This window comes from Microbacterium sp. Y355 (assembly GCF_059445345.1).
The window spans coordinates 3,381,859-3,401,526 of record NZ_JCAIUD010000001.1 but is presented as its reverse complement, the minus strand read 5'-3'; the positions used below and the strand labels follow the sequence as shown (position 1 = coordinate 3,401,526).

Sequence of the window (19,668 nt, the reverse complement as noted above, 5' to 3'; positions counted from 1 at the left end):
GTCTAGGCGGGTTACCTGAACGTGGATCGCCCACCCCAGCTCTGCCATCAACTGCTCAATACGCGCGCGAATGCCACGACTCGCAATCCGGGAGTAGCAAGAAAACGCCACCCTTCGACATACTGTGCCAATGGATGCTGTGAACGAGTGGCTGCTGACGTGGGGCGACAATCTGTGGACGTGGATCGTCCTGCCGATCGTCGTCCTCCTTGGCTTGTACTTCACCGTGCGCTCCGGAGTGGTGCAGTTCCGGTTGATTCCGGAGATGTTCCGCACGCTGAAGGACCGGACGCCACGCACCGCGACCGGCGAGCCGCAGTCCGTCTCCGCCTTTCAAGCTTTCACGATTTCTGCTGCGTCTCGAGTAGGCGTCGGCAATATCGCGGGCGTCGGTACTGCAATCGCCATCGGCGGGCCAGGCGCGATCTTCTGGATGTGGCTGATGGCCTTCATCGGCGGTGCGGCCTCGTTCATCGAGTCGTCACTGGCGCAGCTGTACAAGACGCGTGACAGCGACGGATTCCGTGGAGGCCCTGCGTACTACATGCAGCGAGGGCTCGGAGCGCGATGGATGGGCATCCTCTTCGCGGTCATCCTCATCGTCTGCTTCCCGATCGCGTTCAGCTCACTACAGGCGAACACCATTCAGGCGACCATTGCAGGAAGCTTCGGGGGCGAGGCGGCGGGGTGGCTCCCATGGGTGACTGGCGCAGCACTTGCCGTGCTCATGGGGCTCGTCATCTTCGGTGGCGTCCGGCGTATCGCTTCGGTCACCCAGACTCTCGTTCCGCTGATGGCGTTGCTGTATCTACTCCTCGGCCTCGTGATCGTCGCCATCAACATCGAGCGTCTCCCCGAGGTCTTCTCGCAGATCTTCACCCAGGCCTTCGGACCCAACGAGGTCGTCGGAGCCACCCTCGGCTACATCATCCTCACCGGCGTCAAGCGCGGCATGTTCTCGAACGAGGCCGGGCTTGGTTCCGCCCCCAATGCGGGCGCGAGCGCCGCGGTCACGCATCCGGTCAAGCAGGGGCTCGTGCAAACGCTGGGCGTCTACTTCGACACGTTCCTCGTCTGCTCCATCACCGCATTCATCATCCTCGTGTCGGTTCCTGATCTCGCGAACGCGGAACGAGGGATCAGCCTGACACAGGGTGCCGTCGTCGGCGCGCTTGGCAGCTGGTCAAACATCATCCTCATTGTGATCATTTTCCTTCTTGCCTTCAGCTCGATCCTCGGCAACTACTACTACGGCCAGTCGAACATCGAGTTCATCACGTCGAAGCCGGGAGTCCTTCTCGGATACCGCATCTTCGCCATCGCGGCCGTCTTCGTCGGTGCCCTCGTGTCGGCGGACGTCGTCTGGAACTTCGCTGACGGGGCGATGGGATTCATGGCGATCGTGAACTTGGTCGCCATCGCTTTGCTCTCCGGCATCGCCTTCCGGCTTCTTAAGGACTACACGCAGCAACGCCGCGCCGGACTCGACCCGGTGTTCACCCAGGCCAGGCTTCCTGGAGTGAGAGGGATCGAAGTCTGGGAGGACGAACTCTCCGTCACCGGTCCGATCGATCTTCCCAAGCAGCGCCGCCGCTGAGCTGCAAGGGCTGCGCAGCCACTGTCAGTAGTCAGCGCGCTGCCGGTACTGCCGGTTGCGGATGCCGAGGACGATCGATGCGAGGATCGCCGCGACGACGGAGGCAGTGAGGATCGCCACCTTCGCGTGATCGTGATGCGCGCTACCGGTGTCGAAACTGAGCTCGGCGACCAGGAGCGACACCGTGAATCCGATTCCGGCGAGGAGTCCCACCCCTGCGATGTCGATCCAGCGCAGAGACGGGTCGAGGTTGACGCGTCGTATTCGCGTCACGAGCCAGGTCGCGAGAGTGATGCCGACAGGCTTGCCGACGATAAGCCCGAGCATGATCCCGATCACCACCGGATCGTCGAAGGCGGAGACGAATCCCTCGGCGCCACCGATCGCCACACCGGCGGAGAAGAAGGCGAACACCGGCACCGCCACCCCGGAAGAGATCGGCCGGAATCGGTGCTCGAAGACCTCAGCGAGGCCCGGCCCCGCATCCACGCCACGAGCCGCCTTCTTGTGGAGAACGGGGATGGTGAACGCGAGGAGCACGCCGGCGACGGTCGCATGGATGCCGGATGCATGCAGCAGCGCCCACGCGGTGACACCGATCGGCAGCAGCACCAGCCACGCAGCCCCTGGTCGCAGGTGGAAGAACTCTCGACCTCGTTGAGCGATCACGCCATAGACGGCGATGGCGAGCAGTGAAAACACGAGAGGGACGACATTGATCGTCTCGGTGTAGAAGATCGCAATGATGCCGATCGCGATCAGATCGTCGACGACCGCCAGTGTGAGCAGGAAGATCCGCAGTGCGCTGGGCAGGTGCGAGCCGATGATCGCGAGCACCGCAACCGCGAACGCGATATCGGTGGCGGTCGGAATCGCCCATCCCTGGGCCATACCCGCCGAGCCGGCGACGATGACGTAGAAGACCGCGGGAACCGCGACACCTCCGATCGCGGCGACGATCGGCACGATCGCCGTGCTGGGCTTTCGAAGGTCACCCGCGACGAACTCTCTTTTGAGTTCGAGTCCGACGAGGAAGAAGAAGATGGCGAGCAGCCCGTCGGCCGCCCATGCACCGAGCGAGAGCCGGAGGTGCCACGGCTCGTAGCCGATCTCGAAGTCGCGCAGGGCGAAGTACGAATCCGCCCACGGCGAGTTCGCCCAGACTATGGCGATAGCGGCGAGCGCGACCAGAAGGATGCCACCAACGGTCTCCTTGCGGAGGATCTCGCCTACGCGCAGCGATTCCGCGCTCGAAGAAGAGGGGAACAGGTTACGGACACGAGCGATGCGGGAGGGCTTGGGAGACATGAGCGCCTTTCGGGTCGACGATAATGACGTCGACCAGGCTTCCCGACACTCCGGTAATCACACTACCGGAGGACGCCTGCTCGGGCAGCGCGGTCCGCGCGCTGCCCGAGCAGGCACGAACCGCTAGACGAGTTCGGCCACCAGCTGCTCGATCCGCGCGCGAATGTCGTCGCGGATCGGCCGCACCGAATCGATGCCCTGGCCGGCAGGGTCGTCGAGCTTCCAGTCCTCGTAACGCTTGCCGGGGAAGAACGGGCAGGCGTCGCCGCAGCCCATCGTGATCACGACATCGGATGCCTGGACGGCCTCGGTGGTGAGGATCTTGGGGGCTTCGGCGGTGATGTCGATGCCGAGTTCCGACATCGCTTCCACCGCGATGGGGTTGATCTGGTCGGCGGGCATCGATCCGGCGGAGCGGACTTCGATGCGGTCGCCGGCTATGTCGCGGAGAAATCCGGCGGCCATCTGGGAGCGGCCGGCGTTGTGAACGCAGACGAAGAGGACGGAGGGCTTGGCGGTGGTTTCAGTCATGGTTCTTTCCGATGCGAGAACGGGTGGTCAGTTGAGAAGGTCGTTGACGAGGATGCGAACGCGGCCGGCGATGTCGTCGCGTATGGCTTCGACGCCATCTACGGAGGCAAGTGCCGGGTCGCCGACGGCCCAGTCGGCGTAGCGGACGCCGGGAATGATGGGGCAGACGTCGCCGCAGCCCATCGTGATCACGACATCGGCGGCACGGACCGCGTCGTCGGTGAGTGGTTTCGGGAAACGTTCGGCCGCTGCCTCTCCTTCGATCTCTGCGAGCAGTGACCGAACGTGCGGGTGGATGACGTCGGCGGGGGCCGACCCGGCGGAGCGAGCGACCACCTTCCCTCCCGCCAGCTGATTCACCAGTGCCGCCGCGAGCTGCGAGCGTCCGGCATTGGCAACGCACACGAACAGCACCTGCGGGACGCCTGTCGCTCGATCGCGGGTGAGGTCGCTCAGACGTTGCCGAGCGAAGCGCTCGGCAAGTGGGATCAGGGCGGAAGTGACACGCGCGGTTCGCGCGAGCGCAGTGTAGGACTCGCGCACGATTGCGAACACGGTGCTCGTCTCGACTTCCGGAACCTCCGCTGCGAGCTCCTCGGCGAGCCGCGTGACGCGGTCATCAAAGTCCGGGCGCAGACCCACATCCTCCGAGTCGTTTCGCCAGGGCGCAGCAAGCGTGGAGGTCGCAAAGGAATCAAGGAGCGCTGTGACAGCGCCGCGACGGGCTGGATTGATGCGGTACCAGACCCACGTGCCGCGGCGCTCAGATTTCAGCACGTCGACGTCCTTGAGGACCTTCAGGTGGTGGGAGACGGTCGGCTGCGACACGTCCGCCAGTTCGGCGAGATCGCACACGCACGACTCACCGCGCGGGTCGGAGGCGATGGCCGACAGCATCCGCAGACGCAGCGGGTCGGAGAGCGCCTTCAATGTCGAGGCGACGGATGCCGCGGCATCCTGCCCGATGGCATGCGAGGCCACGGTATGTGTCGCGGCAGGGGCACACGAGTCGTCGGTCAGCGTGACGTTCATGATGACAGCCTTTCTCCTGTATACGGGTCGGTGTGGAACCATTTGCGAGCCGCCCAGAGCGAGACGTAGACGAGCCCGACGAGAACGGGGACCTCGATGAGGGGTCCGACGACACCTGCGAGCGCCTGCCCGGATGCGGCCCCGAACGTGCCGATCGCAACGGCGATAGCGAGCTCGAAGTTGTTGCCAGCCGCTGTGAACGCCAGCGTCGATGAGCGCGCGTAACCGAGACCGAGCGCCTTGCCGGTGAAGAGTCCGACAAACCACATCACCGCGAAGTACACCAGCAGCGGCAGCGCGATCCTGGCGACGTCGAGGGGCCGGGAGGTGACCTGCTCACCCTGCAGGGCGAACAGAAGAACGATCGTGAACAGCAGGCCGTAGAGTGCCCACGGCCCGATCTTCGGCAGGAACTTCTCCTCGTACCATTCGCGCCCCTTGCGGCGTTCGCCGATGAAACGGGATGCGAATCCGGCGAGCAGCGGGATGCCGAGGAAGATCAGTACGTTCAGGGCGATCGCCCCGACGGAGAAGTCCAGCCCCTCAGTGTCCAGCCCGAGCCATCCAGGGAGCACAGTGAGGTAGAACCAGCCAAGCAGAGAGAACGCCACCACCTGGAACACGGAGTTGACTGCCACGAGTACGGCAGCGGCCTCTCGGTCGCCGCACGCCAGGTCGTTCCAGATGACGACCATCGCGATACAGCGGGCGAGGCCGACGATGATGAGCCCTGTGCGGTACTCGGGAAGGTCTGGGAGGAACATCCACGCAAGCGCGAACATGAGCGCGGGGCCCACCAGCCAGTTCAGCACCAGCGAGGAGATGAGCAGCTTCTTGTCGCCGGTGACGGCAGCGACCTTGTCGTAGCGGACCTTCGCCAACACGGGGTACATCATCACCAGCAACCCGAGCGCGATCGGAACGGAGATTCCGCCGACCTCGAGGCTTGCGAGCAGCGGGGAGACGCCGGGGATGAATCGGCCGAGCAGGATGCCGACGACCATGGCAAGCCCGATCCACAGCGGCAGCCAGCGGTCCAGAGTGGACAGGCGGCGCGACGTCGGAGCCTGTGCGGGAGCAGTCACGGCGCTCATGCGAAAACTTCCTCGAGTTCGATGGTGGCGTTTTCGTCGAGAGCAGACAGGTAGTGCTGAGCATCCTGTGCGGCCGCGCATCCGGTGCCGGCGGCGGTGATCGCCTGCCGGTAGGTGTGGTCGACCAGGTCGCCGGCGGCGAAGACACCGGCGAGGTTCGTACGGGTGGATGGGTGCTCGACCAGGACGTATCCGTCAGCGTCGGTGTCAACGACACCGGTGACGAGCTCGGAGCGCGGATCATGCCCGACGGCGATGAACACGCCTGTTGCTGACAGCTCGCGTTCTGTCCCGGTGACGGTGTCGCGGAGCGTGACCGCTTCAACCTTCTCGGCTCCAATGAGGCCAGCAACTTCACTGTTCCAGGCGACCTCAATCTTGGGGTGGTCGAGCACACGCTGCGCCATGATCTTCGACGCCCGGAATTCCTCGCGACGATGCACGACGGTCACCTTCGATGCGAAGCGGGTGAGGAACAGTGCCTCCTCCATCGCGGAATCTCCGCCACCGACGACGACGATCTCCTGCTCACGGAAGAAGAACCCATCGCACGTCGCACACCATGAAACGCCGTGCCCGGTGAGGCGTTCCTCATCGGAGATGCCGAGCTTGCGATAGGCAGACCCCATGGTGAGGATGACGGCACGCGCGTGGAATGTCTCGCCCGCTCCGGTCTCGACGATCTTGATCGGGCCTTCGAGGTCGACGCGGACGGCGTCGTCGAGCTGGATGCGGGCGCCGAAGCGCTCGGCCTGCGCGCGCATCGACTCCATCAACTCAGGGCCCTGGACGCCATCGACGAACCCGGGGAAGTTCTCTACCTCGGTTGTCGTCATCAAAGCGCCACCCGCAGTGACGGAACCGGCGAGGACAACGGGCGTAAGCCCGGCGCGTGCGGCGTAGACCGCAGCGGTGTACCCGGCAGGGCCTGAACCGATGATGACTAGCTCAACTTCTTGAATCGACATGCGTCTATATTGACATCTATCGATACCGAGTGCAAACATGCATCGGCCAACGCGCTCTGCGGGCAGTAGGACCACAGCAGAGTAGACTCTCCCGTAACGGTAAAGTTAGAGGTTGCGTGAGTTCACAAATTAAAAAGGAAGCAGCGAGACGGCGAACGATTGCGGTGATCTCTCACCCAGACGCCGGTAAGTCAACGCTGACCGAGTCGCTCCTGCTCCATGCCAGTGCCGTCACCCAAGCAGGTGCCGTCCACGGAAAGTCAACCCGAACCTCCACCGTCTCCGATTGGATGGAGATCGAGAAGGACCGCGGGATCTCGATTTCATCCGCGGCGATCCAGTTCACCGTCGATGACGTCGTATTCAATCTGGTGGACACCCCCGGGCACGCAGACTTCTCAGAGGACACCTATCGCGTACTTGCCGCCGTAGATGCGGCAATCATGCTCATCGACGCTTCAAAGGGCATGGAAGCGCAAACGATTCGCCTGTTCGAGGTCTGCGCTCAACGCAACCTGCCGATCATCGTCATGATCAACAAGTGGGATCGTCCCGGCCGCGCCGTGCTTGATCTGCTCGACGAGCTCACCACGCTCACCGGCCGCCAGCCGATGCCAGTGAACTGGCCCGTCGGCGACGCCGGATATTTTCAAGGACTCATGGATGTCGCCACGAGGGACCTTCTTGTGTTCGACAGCGATGGCAGCGGCGCGCATGTGCCCCTCGTTCAGCGTGTCCCCGAACACGACGCTGCCGACGTCGGAGATGCGTGGCATGCCGCGGTCGAGGAGGCCGACCTCGTGGCACTCGATGGCGGCGAGTACAACCGGGAGAGCTTTCTCGAGCTTTCAGGAATGCCGGTATTTTTTGGTGCCGCGGTGCGACACATCGGAGTCGGCGAGCTTCTCCGTTTCATCCATGACCACGCGCCGTCAGCAGCGCCACGGACGTCCACCGAGGGCCTCCTGCACCCGGTCGATGGTGGCTTCTCAGCCCAGGTGTTCAAGGTGCAGGCCAGTATGGACCGCGCGCACCGCGACCGTGTCGCATTCGTGCGGATCTGCTCGGGACAGTTCACACGCGGGATGGTCACCTCTCACGCGCAGAGCGGCCGCACGTTCGCCACGAAGTATGCCCAGCAGATGTTCGGCCGCGAGCGCGAAACGGTCGACACCGCATGGCCCGGCGACATCGTCGGACTCGTCAACGCCACCCTGCTCCATCCCGGTGACACTCTCTACTCGACCGACCGTGTGGAGTACGTCGGGATGTCAACATTCACCCCTGAACTGTTTGCTCTCGTCACCCCCGCTGACACCAGCGCGGTCAAAAAATTCCGCAAGGGGCTGACGCAACTCGCAGAGGAAGGGGTGGTCCAACTCCTCGTATCTGACCGACGCGGACCGCAGACACCGGTGGTCGGCGCCGTAGGGCAGATGCAGTTCGAAGTCCTCACCTCAAGGATGCTCAGCGACTTCGGCGTCGAGATCCGAGTTTCTCCCCTCCCCTATACGCTCGCGTGTCCCACCGACTCCGCGACCGCTGCTGTGTTGCAAGATCGCCGGGACTGCGAGGTGGTCGCCCGCAGAGACGACCACCTGATCCTGTTCGGCGATGAATGGCGGCTTCGCGCCCTCCTGCGCGAACTTCCCGACCTAAACCTCGAAACGCCCAGACAGCGCGCGGCGACACATCGCGTCTCGGGGGCCCGTGGATAGCGGAATCGTGGACATGTCGGACGCGACGATGCACATCGGCGAGCTGGCTGAACGGACCGGCCTGTCGTTACGTACCATCCGCCATTACGACGAGATCGGGTTGCTCAAGCCGTCCGGCCGCACCGAGGGCGGCTTCCGCCTCTTCACCCAGCCAGATCTTGAGCGCCTGCTGCTGATTCGCCGGATGAAGCCGCTCGGTTTCACTCTGCAGGACATGGCCGATCTGCTTCGAATCATGGATGCCAGGACCACAGCGAACGACAATGACCCGGACGTCGCAGACAAGCTCGCTGAGTATCTAACAGAGGCCCACGAGCGACGAGAAACGCTGCGAGGAAAACTAGAGATGGCAGACGATTTCGTCGCCAGGCTCGAACGCCTCTAGTTTCCTGCGAGTGACGTCAGTGAGTGAGAACTGGCGAGTTCCTCGCGCCGGTCAGCCGACGGCGACCGGACGGGCTCCGATCTGGAGGACGGCAGGGGCGGCGCAGCAGCTTCCACTGGCGCTGTCGTCGAAGTCACCTGAACCACCGCACACTCCGGTGTCGGGGAGGACGAGTTCATTGCGCCCGGCGGCTTCATGGTCGCCGGCGAGGTGGGCTGTGACGCTGCGCACCTGCTCGAAACCCGTCAACGCAAGGAAGGTCGGGGCTCGACCGTAACTCTTCACGCCAACGATGAAGAAGCCATGTTCGGGCTGGGCAAGCTGACGCGCGCCTGTCGCCGAGACTGAACCGCAGGAATGAATGTTCGGGTCGATATCCGCCGCAATACCGGCGACGGCATCCAGAGCGGGATCGAGATCGATCCGCAGTTCCCGCAGCATCTCCGTGTCTGGCCGGAATCCGGTCAGAGCGAAGACGTGAGCGACGTCGGCGACCTTTCGACCATCCTCAGAGAGGACGGTGACTGCCTCGCCGTCTCGCTGAGACTCGGCCACACGGAACTCGGCCACACGGAACCCGGTAACGAGATCTACGAGGCCCTCGTCGATCACCTTGCGCGCACGCGATCCGAGAGCGGCGCGTTCAGGAAGATCATCCCCGACTCCCCCGCCGAAGACATTCGTCGCGCTCCCACGGCGCAGCATCCACGTGACACGCGTACCGGGTGCGCGGCGAACCAGTTCGCTCAGTCGCAGCACGGCATGGATGGCGGAGTGACCGGCGCCCACGACAGCGACGTGCGAGCCCGCGAACTCCGACACGTCATCAGGGATGCGGTAGGAGACGACATCCGCGGCCGCAGCTTCACCGATCGCGGGGAGGCCATCGGCGCCCGCCGGGTTCGGCAGCGTCCAGGTGCCGCTTGCATCGATGACCGCTCGCGCGTTGATCCGCGACTCATTGCCCCTCTGATCCACCGTGTGCACGACGAAAGGCTGGTCCTTCCTGCCACCATCGACGACCTTGTCGCGCCCCTGCCGAGATACCCCGGTCACGGTCGTGGCGTAGGTCACCCGCTCACCGAGCGCATCGGCGAGAGGTGCGAGGTAGTCGCTGACCCATTCCGTCCCGGTCGGATAGCCAGAGGTCGGCGCGGTCCAGCCGGTTGGTTCGAGCAGACGCCGCGCGGCCGCATCGGTCAGCTCTGACCACGCCGAGAAGAGCCGAACATGCCCCCAGTCCGACACCGCAGCCGCTGGGCCGTCCCCGCGTTCGACAACGACCACGTGCACATCGCGTTCAGCAAGGTGCGCCGCTGCAGCAAGCCCCTGCGGGCCCGCACCGATGACGACAACAGGTAGTTCGGACATGACTTCTCCTCGAATTGAAAGACTTCAATACGAATAGACTCGACCACCTATCGAAGAATGTCAATACGTGCGAGGATGTACGCGTGAGCCTGCCAACGACCATCGAAGCGACCGCCTGCTGCGTGCCGCGCATCACTTCCTCGCTCACTGCCGAGGAGGCGGAGCGCACCGCACAGGTCTTCAAAGCACTCGGCGATCCGACGCGCGTGCGGCTGCTGTCACTGATTTCCGCCGGCGCCGGCGGCGAGGCGTGCATCTGCGATCTCACCGAGCCGGTCGGCCTCTCACAGGGCACGGTTTCACATCACATGAAGCTTCTCACCGATGCCGGCCTCGTCACTCGAGAGCAGCGCGGCAAGTGGGCGTACTTCGCCCTCAACGACGGCGCGCTGGACGCGGCCGCCGACGCCCTTCGCGCGGTATGACCGTGATCGATGCCCCACCCCGTCAGGGTGGACGATTGGCCGCGCTCTCCGTGGGTCAGGTCATCAGCTGGGGCATCCTGTTCTACGCGCTCATCGTCGCTTCCCCTGCCATCGCAGATGACACCGGTTGGTCGGTCATCTTCGTCACTCTGTCGTTCTCTGCAGGCCTCATCGTCTCCGCCGGAGCCGGAGTGTTCGTCGGGCGATGGCTCGACGAGCGAGGTCCGCGCCTGATCATGACCGTGGGCAGTGTCGTCGGCCCGGTGGGCCTTGTCGTCGTCGCACTCGCCCCGAACCTGTTCGTCTTCACAGTTGGGTGGATGATCGCAGGCGCCGCCCAGGCGGCAGTGCTCTACCAGGCCGCGTTCACGGTGATCGCCCGTCGATACCGTGCGCGCCGACGGGGAGCCATGACGATCCTGACTCTGGCCGGCGGACTCGCATCCACCGTATTCGCGCCCGTTGTCGCCGGCCTGTTGAGCATCACCGACTGGCGCTCGATGTTCCTGATCCTCGCCGCATTCCTACTTGTCACCACTGTGCCGCTGCACTGGTTCAGTCTCGAGCGCACCTGGGTGTCGGCTGCGCACGACAACGTCGCGCAACCACACACGGTGAGCACCGTCATCCGCACCCGACAATTCTGGATGCTGGAAATCTCGATGCTCGCCCTGACCGCAGCCCTCCTCAGCGTCACCCTCGCGCTCATCCCCTTGTTCACGGAGAAGGGCCTGACCTACGAACTCGCTGCCTGGGCGCTCGGCCTGCTCGGTGCAGGCCAGGTCATCGGACGGCTGCTCTACGTCGCGATTCCGCACACTGCCGCGCCCTGGATACCGCTGGCTGCCACCGCAGCCCTCAGCATGGTCTTTCTCGGATTACTCGCGCTCGTCCCGGGACCGCCCTGGCTCCTCATCGTCATCGGTGTCGCTGCGGGCGCGGTGAGGGGCGCACAAACACTCGTGCAAGGCTCCGCTGTTGCAGATCGCTGGGGCACGCAAAACTACGGGGCCATCAACGGTGTGTTTGCCGCCCCCATCACCCTCATGGGAGCGTTCGGTCCTGCCCTCGGTCCACTCCTTGCGGCCGCAACGGGCTCGTACTCGGCGATGGCTCTGATTGCCGTCGCGCTGGCAGCCCTCTCGCTCGCCTTCGCACGATCCTCTTGAGGCCCCGTTAGGCTGGCCCGCATGCATCGTGCCTCGTTTCTCACGGTGTTGAGGAGCAGGTAATGGCCCAGAATCCACGCGACGAGTCGCCCCAGCGCCGAATCGGCGCGTTCCGACGCCGCAGCGCCTCCGCATCGAATGGCGATGCGGAGACGACCAGACGCATCCGCTACCTCGAGGACGGCCAGCTGATTCCCGCGCCGCGCGACACGACAGTCGACGCAGCCGTGGAGTTCGCCCAGGGTGCAACGGACCGAACCGCACTTCTCCTCTACCCCCATCCGACACCAGACGACATCACCGAACTCGCGGAATCTTGGCAGTTGCACCCACTGCTGGTGGAGGATCTCCTGCACGCCGGCCAGCGTCCCAAGCTGGAACGCTTCGGCGATGCGCTCTTCTTCGTCGTGCGCTCCGCCTGGTACATCGATGCCGAAGAGGATGTGGACTTCGCGGAGTTCCACATTCTGGTGCGCCCGCAGACCGTCGCGATCTTCTGCCAGGACGGCCGCTGGATCGACGGTACTGATGCCGACGCCGTCTCAGGCGCAGTCGATCGGGGCGAACAGGCCTTCCTTGGCAACCAGCAGTTCCTGCACCTCGGTCCTGAGGCCGTGGTCTATCGCCTGCTGGACGCGATCGTCGATGGCTACGGGCCGGTGCTGCGGGGCCTCGAGATCGACATGGAGCAGATCGAGCGACAGGTCTTCAGCGGCGATGCCAGCGTCACCGAGCGCATCTACCGGTTGAGTCAAGAGGTCATCGATCTTCGCCAGGCGACCTCCGGAATGACCGAAGTGCTGCACTCCCTGCGGGACGGATTCGATCGCTACCGGATCCCGGAGACCCTGCAGACCTACCTCCAGGACGTTGCGGATCATCTGAGCCGAGTCGACACCAGGGTCAGTGAGGTGCGCGAATCGCTGGCACAGATCCTGACCGTGAACTCGACGCTGGTCGCACAGCGACAGAACGAAGACATGAAGAAGATCTCCGGATGGGCCGCGATTCTGTTCGCGCCCACCCTGATCGGCGCGATCTATGGCATGAACTTTGATTTCATGCCGGAACTGCACTGGACGTTCGGCTACCCGCTCGCGGTCGGCGCGATGCTCGCCCTCGCGCTGGTGCTGTACGTCATCTTCAAGCGCCAGAAGTGGATGTGACCGCCGAACGTGCGCTGTATCGAGTCACAGCGGCGAGCGCGTTGTCGAGGTCGGCGATGAGGTCATCGACGCTTTCGATCCCCACGGAGAATCGGATGAGACCGTCGGCGATGCCGAGCCTCTCGCGCATCTCCGGCGTGAAGGATACATGGGTGGTGGATGCCGGATGCAGCGCCATCGAGCGCACATCGCCGATGTTCGTCATCCGGCTGAACACCCGCAAGCTATCGATGAACACCTCAGCAGCCGCAGCGCCACCACGAACGGTCGCCGCGAACACTGACCCGGACCTGCCGTTGAGAGTGCGCTGCGCGATCTCGTGCTGCGGGTGACCAGGTAGACCCGCGTAATCGACGCTCTCGACAGCCGGATGCTCGGCAAGCCATCGGGCGATCGCCTCGGAGTTTGACACGTGCCGTTCCATGCGCAGCGACAGCGTCTCGATCCCCTGCTGCAGCAGGAATCCGTGCAGCGGAGACAGGGCGGGACCCAGGTCATTCACGATCCCGCCGCGGAGGTACAGCTCGTAGGCGTGACGCCCGTACGTCTCCAGCAGAGACGGCATGCCCGGCGCCACTGGGTCGGTGATCCCTGGGTACGACCGACCGGATCCGGCCCAGTCGAAGGTGCCGCCGTCGACAATGATCCCGGAGACTGCAGCGCCGTGGCCGGAGAGAAACTTCGTTCCGGAGTGCACGACGATGTGCGCACCCTGTTCCAGCGGGCGCACGAGATAGGGCGTGCCGATGGTGTTGTCCACGATGAGCGGGATTCCGTGGCGAGCAGCCACCCTCGCCACGGCCGCGATGTCGATCACATCGTTCCTCGGATTCGGGATCGTCTCGGTGAAGATCGCCTTCGTGTCCGGGCCGATCGCGGCATCCCATTCCGCCTCGTCTGTGGGATCCCAGACGTAGTCCACCTCAACGCCGAATCGGGCGAATGTGCGAGCGAACAGGATGCGGGTGCCGCTGTAGATGCTCGCGGTGGAGACGAACCGCTCACCCTGTGCGGCAATCCCGAGAATCGCCGCACAGATGGCTGCCTGCCCTGACGCGACGGTGATGGCCCCCGCACCGCCCTCGAGCGAGGCGATCCTTCGCTCGGCGACGGCGTTGGTCGGATTCTGATTTCGCGAGTAGATCAGACCGAGATCCTCGCCACTGAATCGGCTGGTGCTCTCGTCGAACGAGTCGAAGCGGAAGGCTGCGCTGAGGTAGATCGGGGCGATGCGTGCACCATGGTTCGCCTCGTCAGTTTCACCGGCATGCACCTGACGAGTGTCAAAACCGAACCCGTCCCACTCGTACACGGGTGCAAGCACCTCGTGCGTCGGGGAATCAGAAGGGGTGCGATCGCTCATTGCTCAGACGCTAGACATCTTCTCGCTCCCGCGCCTCTTTACTGTCATGAGACGTCACAGAATCCGTCTGCGCTCGGCAGGGACGGGCGGTTTCATGCCCGCGTCAGGATGCAACCAGTGCGTCCTGCTCTGCCAGCAGTGCACCCAGTCGACGCGCAATGGCGCCGGGGCCGGATGCTGTCGCTGACGCTTCAACGTCGGGGTTGTAGTTCGTGTTCGTGTTGACGTCGTAGGTGACGAGGCGTCCGTCGGTGGATTCGATGAACTCGATACCGGCGATCTCGATCCCGGCATCCTGAAGGAAGGCGCGATACTGCTGGACGAGCGGATGCTGCGCGTCGACGTCCTCGCGGATGCGGAAGAGCGGCTCCGGCAGGACGCCATCCGCTCCGGGGATCGCGCAGGCCTCCGCCGGGCACAGCTCGAAGCTGCCGGCGCTGGTATCGACGCGGACGGCGTAGACGAACTCACCGGCGGCGAACTCAACCCGTGTGATGAACGGTTCCCGTGCGTCGAGGTACTCCTGCAGCAGGGTGATACCGTCCGGCGACGGCTCGAACTGCGCACCATCCACCCACGCGTCGAACTCATCGTGGCTTTCGAAGCGGCGCACTCCGAGACCCTTGCCGCCCTGGTTGTGCTTGCTGATGAAGGGCACCGGCAACTCGCGCGCACGGCTCTTCAAGTCCGCTGTGCCGAACACGGCGATCGTGCGGGGAACCTCGATGCCAGCCCTGCGCAGGGCCGCATGCTGGGCCACCTTGCTGACCTCGAGCTCCAGCACCCGGCTCCCGTTGACGACCGTGCGCCCCGAGGCTTCCAGCCACCGAAGCACGGCGCGACCATACTCCTTCGAGTCGGCGTGATCGCGTGTGTGCGCAGAAGCACTGAGCCTCGACCAGAACACACCGTGAGGTGGTTCGGCAGACAGATCAATGGAGCCGTCCGTGAGCAGCCATTCCTGCGCAGGGACGCCTTCCGCCTCGAAGGCGGCGGCGAACGGAGGGAACCATTCGGCGTTCTCGTGGATCACGTAGACACGGGGCGCATTGCTCATAGCGCCAACGTATGCCAGCGCACGGGCGCGAGGGCTGCTGGCGTGACACGACGTCACACAAGACGATGAACGGTCGTTGCCTCTGCGGCATCAGAATGGCCTGTGATCCCCGTGATCCCTGGGATCACAGGCCATTCCTCATAGACGCGACGGCGGGAGTCGAACCCGCAACGCCCTCAGGTATGAACTGAAGCCCGGGACCACCCCGGAGTCGCCGCGATGACTTCGACGTTACCCGAGCGTGACATTTCTGGCCAGGGTCGCACCCTGAGATTTACCTATGTGTCACTCAATGACGACATGTTTCGCGAAGGGCTTGCGGATGCCACTCAACTCGGTTGCCGCGATGCCGCTGCCGGGGCGTCCAACGCTCGCAGCACCCGCTGGAGCGATTCACGCAGCTCTGCACGCTCCGGTTCCGGAAGATCGGTGGTGTAATCGACGCCCGCCGGAATCCACAGCATCCCGTACAGCGCTTCCCTCCAGTCCGATCCGCCGATGGGCCATCGAGTGTGCGTCACATCCTCGGCGGTCGCGCCCCGCGCCCAGATACCGAAGTGTTCATCCATCTCAGCGAGCGACAGATCCAAAACGACGTCGGCCTCAACTTTCTGCGGAGACCACGACGAGGCGATCTGGATTCGCTCGGCGACTTCCTCCTCGGAGATCTCACGAGGGCTGAACAGCACCCTGGTGTGCTCGGCGGCGCCGATCCGGTCAACCCGGAACGTTCGCCAGTCGTCTCGGTCAAGGTCCCAGCACAACAGATACCAGTTGCGGCCCGCCGAGGAGAGGGCATGGGGTTCCACGCGCCGGACGCTCTCGGTTCCGGCGCGATCGACATAATTCATTCGCACTCGTTCAGCATCCCGCGATGCGAGAGCGAGCTCCCCGAGCACGGTCGGCGACACCACCGGAGCGTCTCCGATGCGTGCCGGCCGCACGGATGCAGCGAGCGCGTTGACTCTCCTGCGCAGCGCGGAAGGAAGCACCTGCTCCAGCTTCGCGAGGGCCGTGAGGGTGACCTCCGGTCCGCCCACCAATTGCTGCGTCGCTGCCACGCGCAATCCGATCGCCATGAGGACGGCCTCGTCGTCGGTGAGCAGGAGTGGAGGCACGGCACTGCCCGCCTCCAGGCGATACCCACCAGCCACGCCCGGGGTGGATTCAACGCGGTAGCCGAGGTCTCTGAGTCGGTCGACGTCGCGACGGACGGTGCGCTCAGTCACGCCGAGACGCGCGGCGAGTTCGGTACCAGGCCAGTGCCGATGCGTCTGCAGCAGGTTGAGCAGAGAGAGTGCGCGGGAGGTGGTGTCCGACATGTCCCCAGATTGCCAGAGAATGCGGACAGGATCTGTCCGCATCGATTCTCTCGCAGCAGCGAGCACAGCAGGTGCGGCGTCCGGGCGTATGCCGGGGCCGCACCCGCGTGCCTAGACTGGAGGGATGAAGTTGCCGCCCATCCTCGTGTATTCCGTGCTGCGACTGCTGGCGTTCCTCGTGCCGCTGGCGATCATGTGGTTATTCCCGATCATGCGCGAGCTCTGGTGGCTCACCGCCATCTTCGCCGCGCTGATCGGCATGAGCATCTCGATCTTGTTCCTGCGCAAGCCGCTTTCAGGCGCGTCGGCGGGGATGCATGAGCGCCGCGAGGCACGCGAGGCGGCAGGCAAGCGGAGCGCTGCCGCACAGGATGCTGACGCCGAGGATGCCGTGCTCGACAACACCACGGACGGCGCTGCGAATGACTCCACAGACGGAACGCCGATCCAGGATCAGAACCGGAGCTGAGACTCAGCCGGCAAATGCCCAGTACAGCGCGCCAGCGTAGATCAGCGCGGTGAGCGACGTGAGGCCGAGAGCGACGACGAGCTCACGCGCCTGCCGGTATGACCACACGATGATGATCGCGGGGATGCCTGCAAGCAGAGCCATCAGCGCGAGCCACGCGATCGGGTACAGCAGCGCGATGAAGCTCGACAGTACGAACGGCACAACCATGAACACGGTATAGACGACCTGCGTCGCGCGGCGGCCGATCAGCACAGTCAACGTGCGTTTTCCGACCTCACGGTCCTGGTCGATGTCGCGCAGGTTATTGGCGAGCAGCACACCGCAGGCGAAGAGCCCCATGGCGATCGCGCCGAGCCAGGCCTCATCGGGCAGATGGAACGCCTGCACCCACGTGGTGCCGAGCGTTGCGACGAGTCCGAAGAAAACGAACACGAAGACTTCGCCGAGGCCGAAGTATCCGTAGGGGCGCTTGCCGCCGGTGTAGAACCACGCCGCGACGATGCATGCGGCGCCGACCGCCAGCATCCACCACTGGCCGGTGCGGATCACGATCGTGAGCCCCACAATGGCGGCGAGCGCGAAGAACACCAGGCCGATGATGAGTACTGAGCGCGGCTTGACGCGGCCGGAAGCGGTCAGGCGGGCCGGGCCCACCCGGTGCGCATCAGTCCCGCGGATGCCGTCGCTGTAGTCGTTCGTGAAGTTCACGCCGATTTGCAGCAGCACAGCAACGGCGAGGCAGGCCAGCGCGATGACCCAGTGCAACTCGCGTTCGACCAGTTGGGCAGCGCCGGTGCCGACGACGACCGGAGCGATCGCAAGAGGCAGTGTGCGCAGGCGCGCAGCGCCGATCCAGTCGCGTGCAGTGATCGGAGGAGCCTCGACGATGGGCCGCCTGGCGGGGTTTCCGCTGGTACGAACCGGCTTCCGGCTGGGTGCTGACGTCTTGCGCTTCGAGGATGCTGCCACGATACGAAATCTTAGTTCGGGTTGCTGTCCTTGCCGTCCAGCCACAGTACGTCTGTCGCATCCGCGTGCGTGCCACCTGATCCGACATGCTTGGCGCTGATCTGCGGCCCTTTCGTGATGACATGGACGAGCGCCATCGCATGACCTTGGCCGAGCGCGTAGTCCTCTTTCAGCCAGGCAACGATCGGCGTCGCCTTGGTGGTCGCGTCGAAACCCTTCTCGCTCGCGAGGGCGATGAACTGACGAGGTGTGAGCCCGGTCTTGGTCTCGATGTTGTCGAGGTAGGACTGGAATGACATTGTGCTCCTTCAGGGGTTGAGTGGTCAGTCGACGAATGTCTGAATCATGGTGGCAGACGCATGGATGCAGAGGATGCGCAGCATCCCCGTGCCGCTGTTTGTGAAGCCGTGCACGACGAACGGTGCGACCGTCGCTGTGTCACCGGCGACTGCAGTGAGCGTCTCGCCTGCGCGCGTGATCTGCGCCTCGCCCTCAAGGACGATCCACGTCTCCGAGTAAGGATGCCAATGAAGCGCCGCGCCCTCGCCGGGCTGGTTCTCCACGAAGAAGTAGGAGATGTCCGCGTCGTGTTCGGCGCCGACGAACTTCCGAGTCTTTCCGGCGCCCACACGCAGCGCATCGGCGGTGACGACGCCGGCGCGGGGCGAGTTGCTGTTCATGCCTCCACTCTCGACGGATCGCGCCGGGTCTCCTAGAGTTTCGATGTGAGTCGAAACTTCGTGGATTTCCACCTCAGTCCCGGCGACATCCAAGCGGTGCGCTTTGGCGTCTCCCCCGGCCACGAACTCGCGCACGCTGTGCGCATCCTGCTGCGGCCAGAGCAGCATCCGCTGATGTGGGGATGGCTGCGCGATGCGCGTGGGCGACTCCCCCGCGACGCCTTCACCCTGCTCACCCAGGTGATCGGCAGCGAGGGCTACCTCCCAGACTTCCTCACCACAACACCGCGGTGGGATCTGACACCGACCGACGAAGTGGCCGCCATGCGTGTGGCAGACCTCGGCCCGATGCGCGTCGACCTCGACAAGATGATCCTGCGTTCGTCCGGCGAGCGGCAGCAGCTTTTGCGTGCCATGAGCGCCGACCCCCGGCGTGCGCGTGAGCAGATCGCGGATGCCTGGGAAGAAGTATGGGCCGCGTCTCTCGAGCCAGTATGGACGCAGTTGGAGCGGATGCTGCGCGCAGACATCGCGGTCCGCTCCCGCACGATCGCCACTGACGGACTGGCCTCGATGGCGGCCGGATTGGATCCGAAGGTGAGCTGGGGCGACGGCGCGGTGCGCGTCGAGATGCGCGTGCACAGGGAGCAAGTCGACTGCCGCGGAAGCGGACTCGTACTGGTGCCGTCTGTGATGTCGTCATGGGGATGCATGGTGCTCACCGAGCCGCCGGCGCAGCCCACGCTGTTCTACCCCGCACGCGGTGTCACCGCCGAATGGGCGCGCGATCCTGCGTCCACAGCAGATGCACTCAGCGCGCTGATCGGCCCTGCCCGCGCCGACATCCTGCTCGCCGCGCACGCTGCGCGCACCACTTCACAGGTCGCCGTGGACACCGGTGTCGCAGTGTCGACGGCATCCCATCACCTCACGGTGCTGCGCGAGTGCGGACTCATCGCAAGCGAACGCGAGGGCAATCGGATGCTGCACACCCGAACGCCGCTCGGCGAAGCGATGATCGGCGCGGTGCTCTGATCCTCG

20 protein-coding genes are annotated in these 19,668 nt (G+C 64.6%); 8 read left to right on the top strand and 12 right to left on the bottom strand.

All coding sequences use genetic code 11. From position 1 onward, the window contains the following. Positions 1 to 130: 130 nt before the first annotated feature. The gene (locus tag AC1C2O_RS16330) at positions 131 to 1,597 is read left to right on the top strand and encodes an alanine/glycine:cation symporter family protein (RefSeq protein WP_495431496.1); all 1,467 of its coding nucleotides are present in this window, start codon (positions 131 to 133) and stop codon (positions 1,595 to 1,597) included. Positions 1,598 to 1,621: 24 nt separating this feature from the next. Here AC1C2O_RS16330 and nhaA read toward each other — a convergent pair whose 3' ends face one another. The 5 genes from nhaA to trxB all read right to left on the bottom strand — a co-directional run bounded on the left by nhaA (position 1,622) and on the right by trxB (position 6,530). Continuing rightward, entirely contained in the window at positions 1,622 to 2,905 is a 1,284-nt protein-coding gene (gene nhaA / locus AC1C2O_RS16325; RefSeq protein ID WP_495431495.1) for a Na+/H+ antiporter NhaA, read from the bottom strand. A 123-nt stretch (positions 2,906 to 3,028) separates the two neighbouring features. Continuing rightward, on the bottom strand, positions 3,029 to 3,436 hold the full coding sequence (locus AC1C2O_RS16320) for an arsenate reductase ArsC (RefSeq protein ID WP_495431494.1): 408 nt from the start codon (positions 3,434 to 3,436) through the stop codon (positions 3,029 to 3,031). A gap of 27 nt (positions 3,437 to 3,463) precedes the next feature. Next, positions 3,464 to 4,468, bottom strand: a complete 1,005-nt coding sequence (locus AC1C2O_RS16315; protein ID WP_495431493.1) for a metalloregulator ArsR/SmtB family transcription factor — start codon at positions 4,466 to 4,468, stop codon at positions 3,464 to 3,466. Beyond that, positions 4,465 to 5,562 (bottom strand): ACR3 family arsenite efflux transporter, encoded by a 1,098-nt coding sequence (gene arsB / locus AC1C2O_RS16310; RefSeq protein ID WP_495431492.1) that lies wholly within the window; start codon positions 5,560 to 5,562, stop codon positions 4,465 to 4,467. Before arsB ends, AC1C2O_RS16315 begins: the two co-directional genes overlap by 4 nt. Continuing rightward, positions 5,559 to 6,530, bottom strand: a complete 972-nt coding sequence (trxB, locus tag AC1C2O_RS16305) for a thioredoxin-disulfide reductase (RefSeq protein ID WP_495431491.1) — start codon at positions 6,528 to 6,530, stop codon at positions 5,559 to 5,561. The genes arsB and trxB overlap by 4 nt, the downstream gene beginning before the upstream one ends. 116 nt (positions 6,531 to 6,646) lie before the next feature. Here trxB and AC1C2O_RS16300 point away from each other — a divergent pair, with 116 nt between their 5' ends. Both AC1C2O_RS16300 and AC1C2O_RS16295 read left to right on the top strand, forming a co-directional pair. Then, on the top strand, positions 6,647 to 8,248 hold the full coding sequence (locus tag AC1C2O_RS16300) for a peptide chain release factor 3 (RefSeq protein WP_495431490.1): 1,602 nt from the start codon (positions 6,647 to 6,649) through the stop codon (positions 8,246 to 8,248). A 13-nt stretch (positions 8,249 to 8,261) separates the two neighbouring features. Next, positions 8,262 to 8,633 carry a MerR family transcriptional regulator gene (locus tag AC1C2O_RS16295; protein WP_495431759.1) on the top strand — a complete coding sequence of 124 codons (372 nt, stop codon included), beginning with the start codon at positions 8,262 to 8,264 and terminating at the stop codon, positions 8,631 to 8,633. A 51-nt stretch (positions 8,634 to 8,684) separates the two neighbouring features. Here AC1C2O_RS16295 and AC1C2O_RS16290 read toward each other — a convergent pair whose 3' ends face one another. After that, the gene (locus AC1C2O_RS16290) at positions 8,685 to 10,004 is read right to left on the bottom strand and encodes an FAD-dependent oxidoreductase (protein WP_495431489.1); all 1,320 of its coding nucleotides are present in this window, start codon (positions 10,002 to 10,004) and stop codon (positions 8,685 to 8,687) included. A gap of 83 nt (positions 10,005 to 10,087) precedes the next feature. Here AC1C2O_RS16290 and AC1C2O_RS16285 point away from each other — a divergent pair, with 83 nt between their 5' ends. The 3 genes from AC1C2O_RS16285 (at position 10,088) to AC1C2O_RS16275 (ending at position 12,764) form a co-directional block, all read left to right on the top strand. Beyond that, positions 10,088 to 10,429, top strand: coding sequence for an ArsR/SmtB family transcription factor (locus AC1C2O_RS16285; RefSeq protein WP_495431488.1), 342 nt, complete (start codon positions 10,088 to 10,090; stop codon positions 10,427 to 10,429). Then, positions 10,426 to 11,598, top strand: coding sequence for an MFS transporter (locus AC1C2O_RS16280; RefSeq protein ID WP_495431487.1), 1,173 nt, complete (start codon positions 10,426 to 10,428; stop codon positions 11,596 to 11,598). Before AC1C2O_RS16285 ends, AC1C2O_RS16280 begins: the two co-directional genes overlap by 4 nt. A 62-nt stretch (positions 11,599 to 11,660) precedes the next feature. Next, positions 11,661 to 12,764 carry a magnesium and cobalt transport protein CorA gene (locus tag AC1C2O_RS16275; protein WP_495431486.1) on the top strand — a complete coding sequence of 368 codons (1,104 nt, stop codon included), beginning with the start codon at positions 11,661 to 11,663 and terminating at the stop codon, positions 12,762 to 12,764. On the opposite strand, the gene AC1C2O_RS16270 is transcribed toward AC1C2O_RS16275, so the two are convergent. The 3 genes from AC1C2O_RS16270 to AC1C2O_RS16260 form a co-directional block, all read right to left on the bottom strand. After that, complete coding sequence (locus AC1C2O_RS16270) at positions 12,742 to 14,127, bottom strand: O-acetylhomoserine aminocarboxypropyltransferase/cysteine synthase family protein (protein WP_495431485.1); 1,386 nt, start codon at positions 14,125 to 14,127, stop codon at positions 12,742 to 12,744. The genes AC1C2O_RS16275 and AC1C2O_RS16270 overlap by 23 nt on opposite strands. A 103-nt stretch (positions 14,128 to 14,230) precedes the next feature. After that, the gene (locus tag AC1C2O_RS16265; protein ID WP_495431484.1) at positions 14,231 to 15,184 is read right to left on the bottom strand and encodes an ATP-grasp domain-containing protein; all 954 of its coding nucleotides are present in this window, start codon (positions 15,182 to 15,184) and stop codon (positions 14,231 to 14,233) included. Positions 15,185 to 15,513: 329 nt separating this feature from the next. Beyond that, positions 15,514 to 16,506, bottom strand: a complete 993-nt coding sequence (locus AC1C2O_RS16260) for a helix-turn-helix transcriptional regulator (protein ID WP_495431483.1) — start codon at positions 16,504 to 16,506, stop codon at positions 15,514 to 15,516. A gap of 124 nt (positions 16,507 to 16,630) precedes the next feature. Between AC1C2O_RS16260 and AC1C2O_RS16255 the strand changes: the two genes are divergently transcribed. Beyond that, positions 16,631 to 16,975 carry a DUF4229 domain-containing protein gene (locus AC1C2O_RS16255; protein ID WP_495431482.1) on the top strand — a complete coding sequence of 115 codons (345 nt, stop codon included), beginning with the start codon at positions 16,631 to 16,633 and terminating at the stop codon, positions 16,973 to 16,975. Between the two features lie 3 nt (positions 16,976 to 16,978). On the opposite strand, the gene AC1C2O_RS16250 is transcribed toward AC1C2O_RS16255, so the two are convergent. The 3 genes from AC1C2O_RS16250 to AC1C2O_RS16240 are packed head-to-tail and all read right to left on the bottom strand — an operon-like array spanning position 16,979 to position 18,627. Further along, positions 16,979 to 17,947, bottom strand: coding sequence for a 1,4-dihydroxy-2-naphthoate polyprenyltransferase (locus AC1C2O_RS16250; RefSeq protein ID WP_495431481.1), 969 nt, complete (start codon positions 17,945 to 17,947; stop codon positions 16,979 to 16,981). Between the two features lie 11 nt (positions 17,948 to 17,958). After that, positions 17,959 to 18,246: a DUF4287 domain-containing protein gene (locus AC1C2O_RS16245; protein ID WP_495431480.1), complete on the bottom strand. Its 288-nt coding sequence runs from the start codon at positions 18,244 to 18,246 to the stop codon at positions 17,959 to 17,961. A 24-nt stretch (positions 18,247 to 18,270) separates the two neighbouring features. Next, the gene (locus AC1C2O_RS16240) at positions 18,271 to 18,627 is read right to left on the bottom strand and encodes a cupin domain-containing protein (protein WP_495431479.1); all 357 of its coding nucleotides are present in this window, start codon (positions 18,625 to 18,627) and stop codon (positions 18,271 to 18,273) included. A gap of 45 nt (positions 18,628 to 18,672) precedes the next feature. On the opposite strand from AC1C2O_RS16240, the gene AC1C2O_RS16235 reads away from it, so the two are divergent. Beyond that, entirely contained in the window at positions 18,673 to 19,662 is a 990-nt protein-coding gene (locus tag AC1C2O_RS16235; RefSeq protein ID WP_495431478.1) for an ArsR/SmtB family transcription factor, read from the top strand. The last annotated feature ends 6 nt before the right edge of the window (positions 19,663 to 19,668 follow it).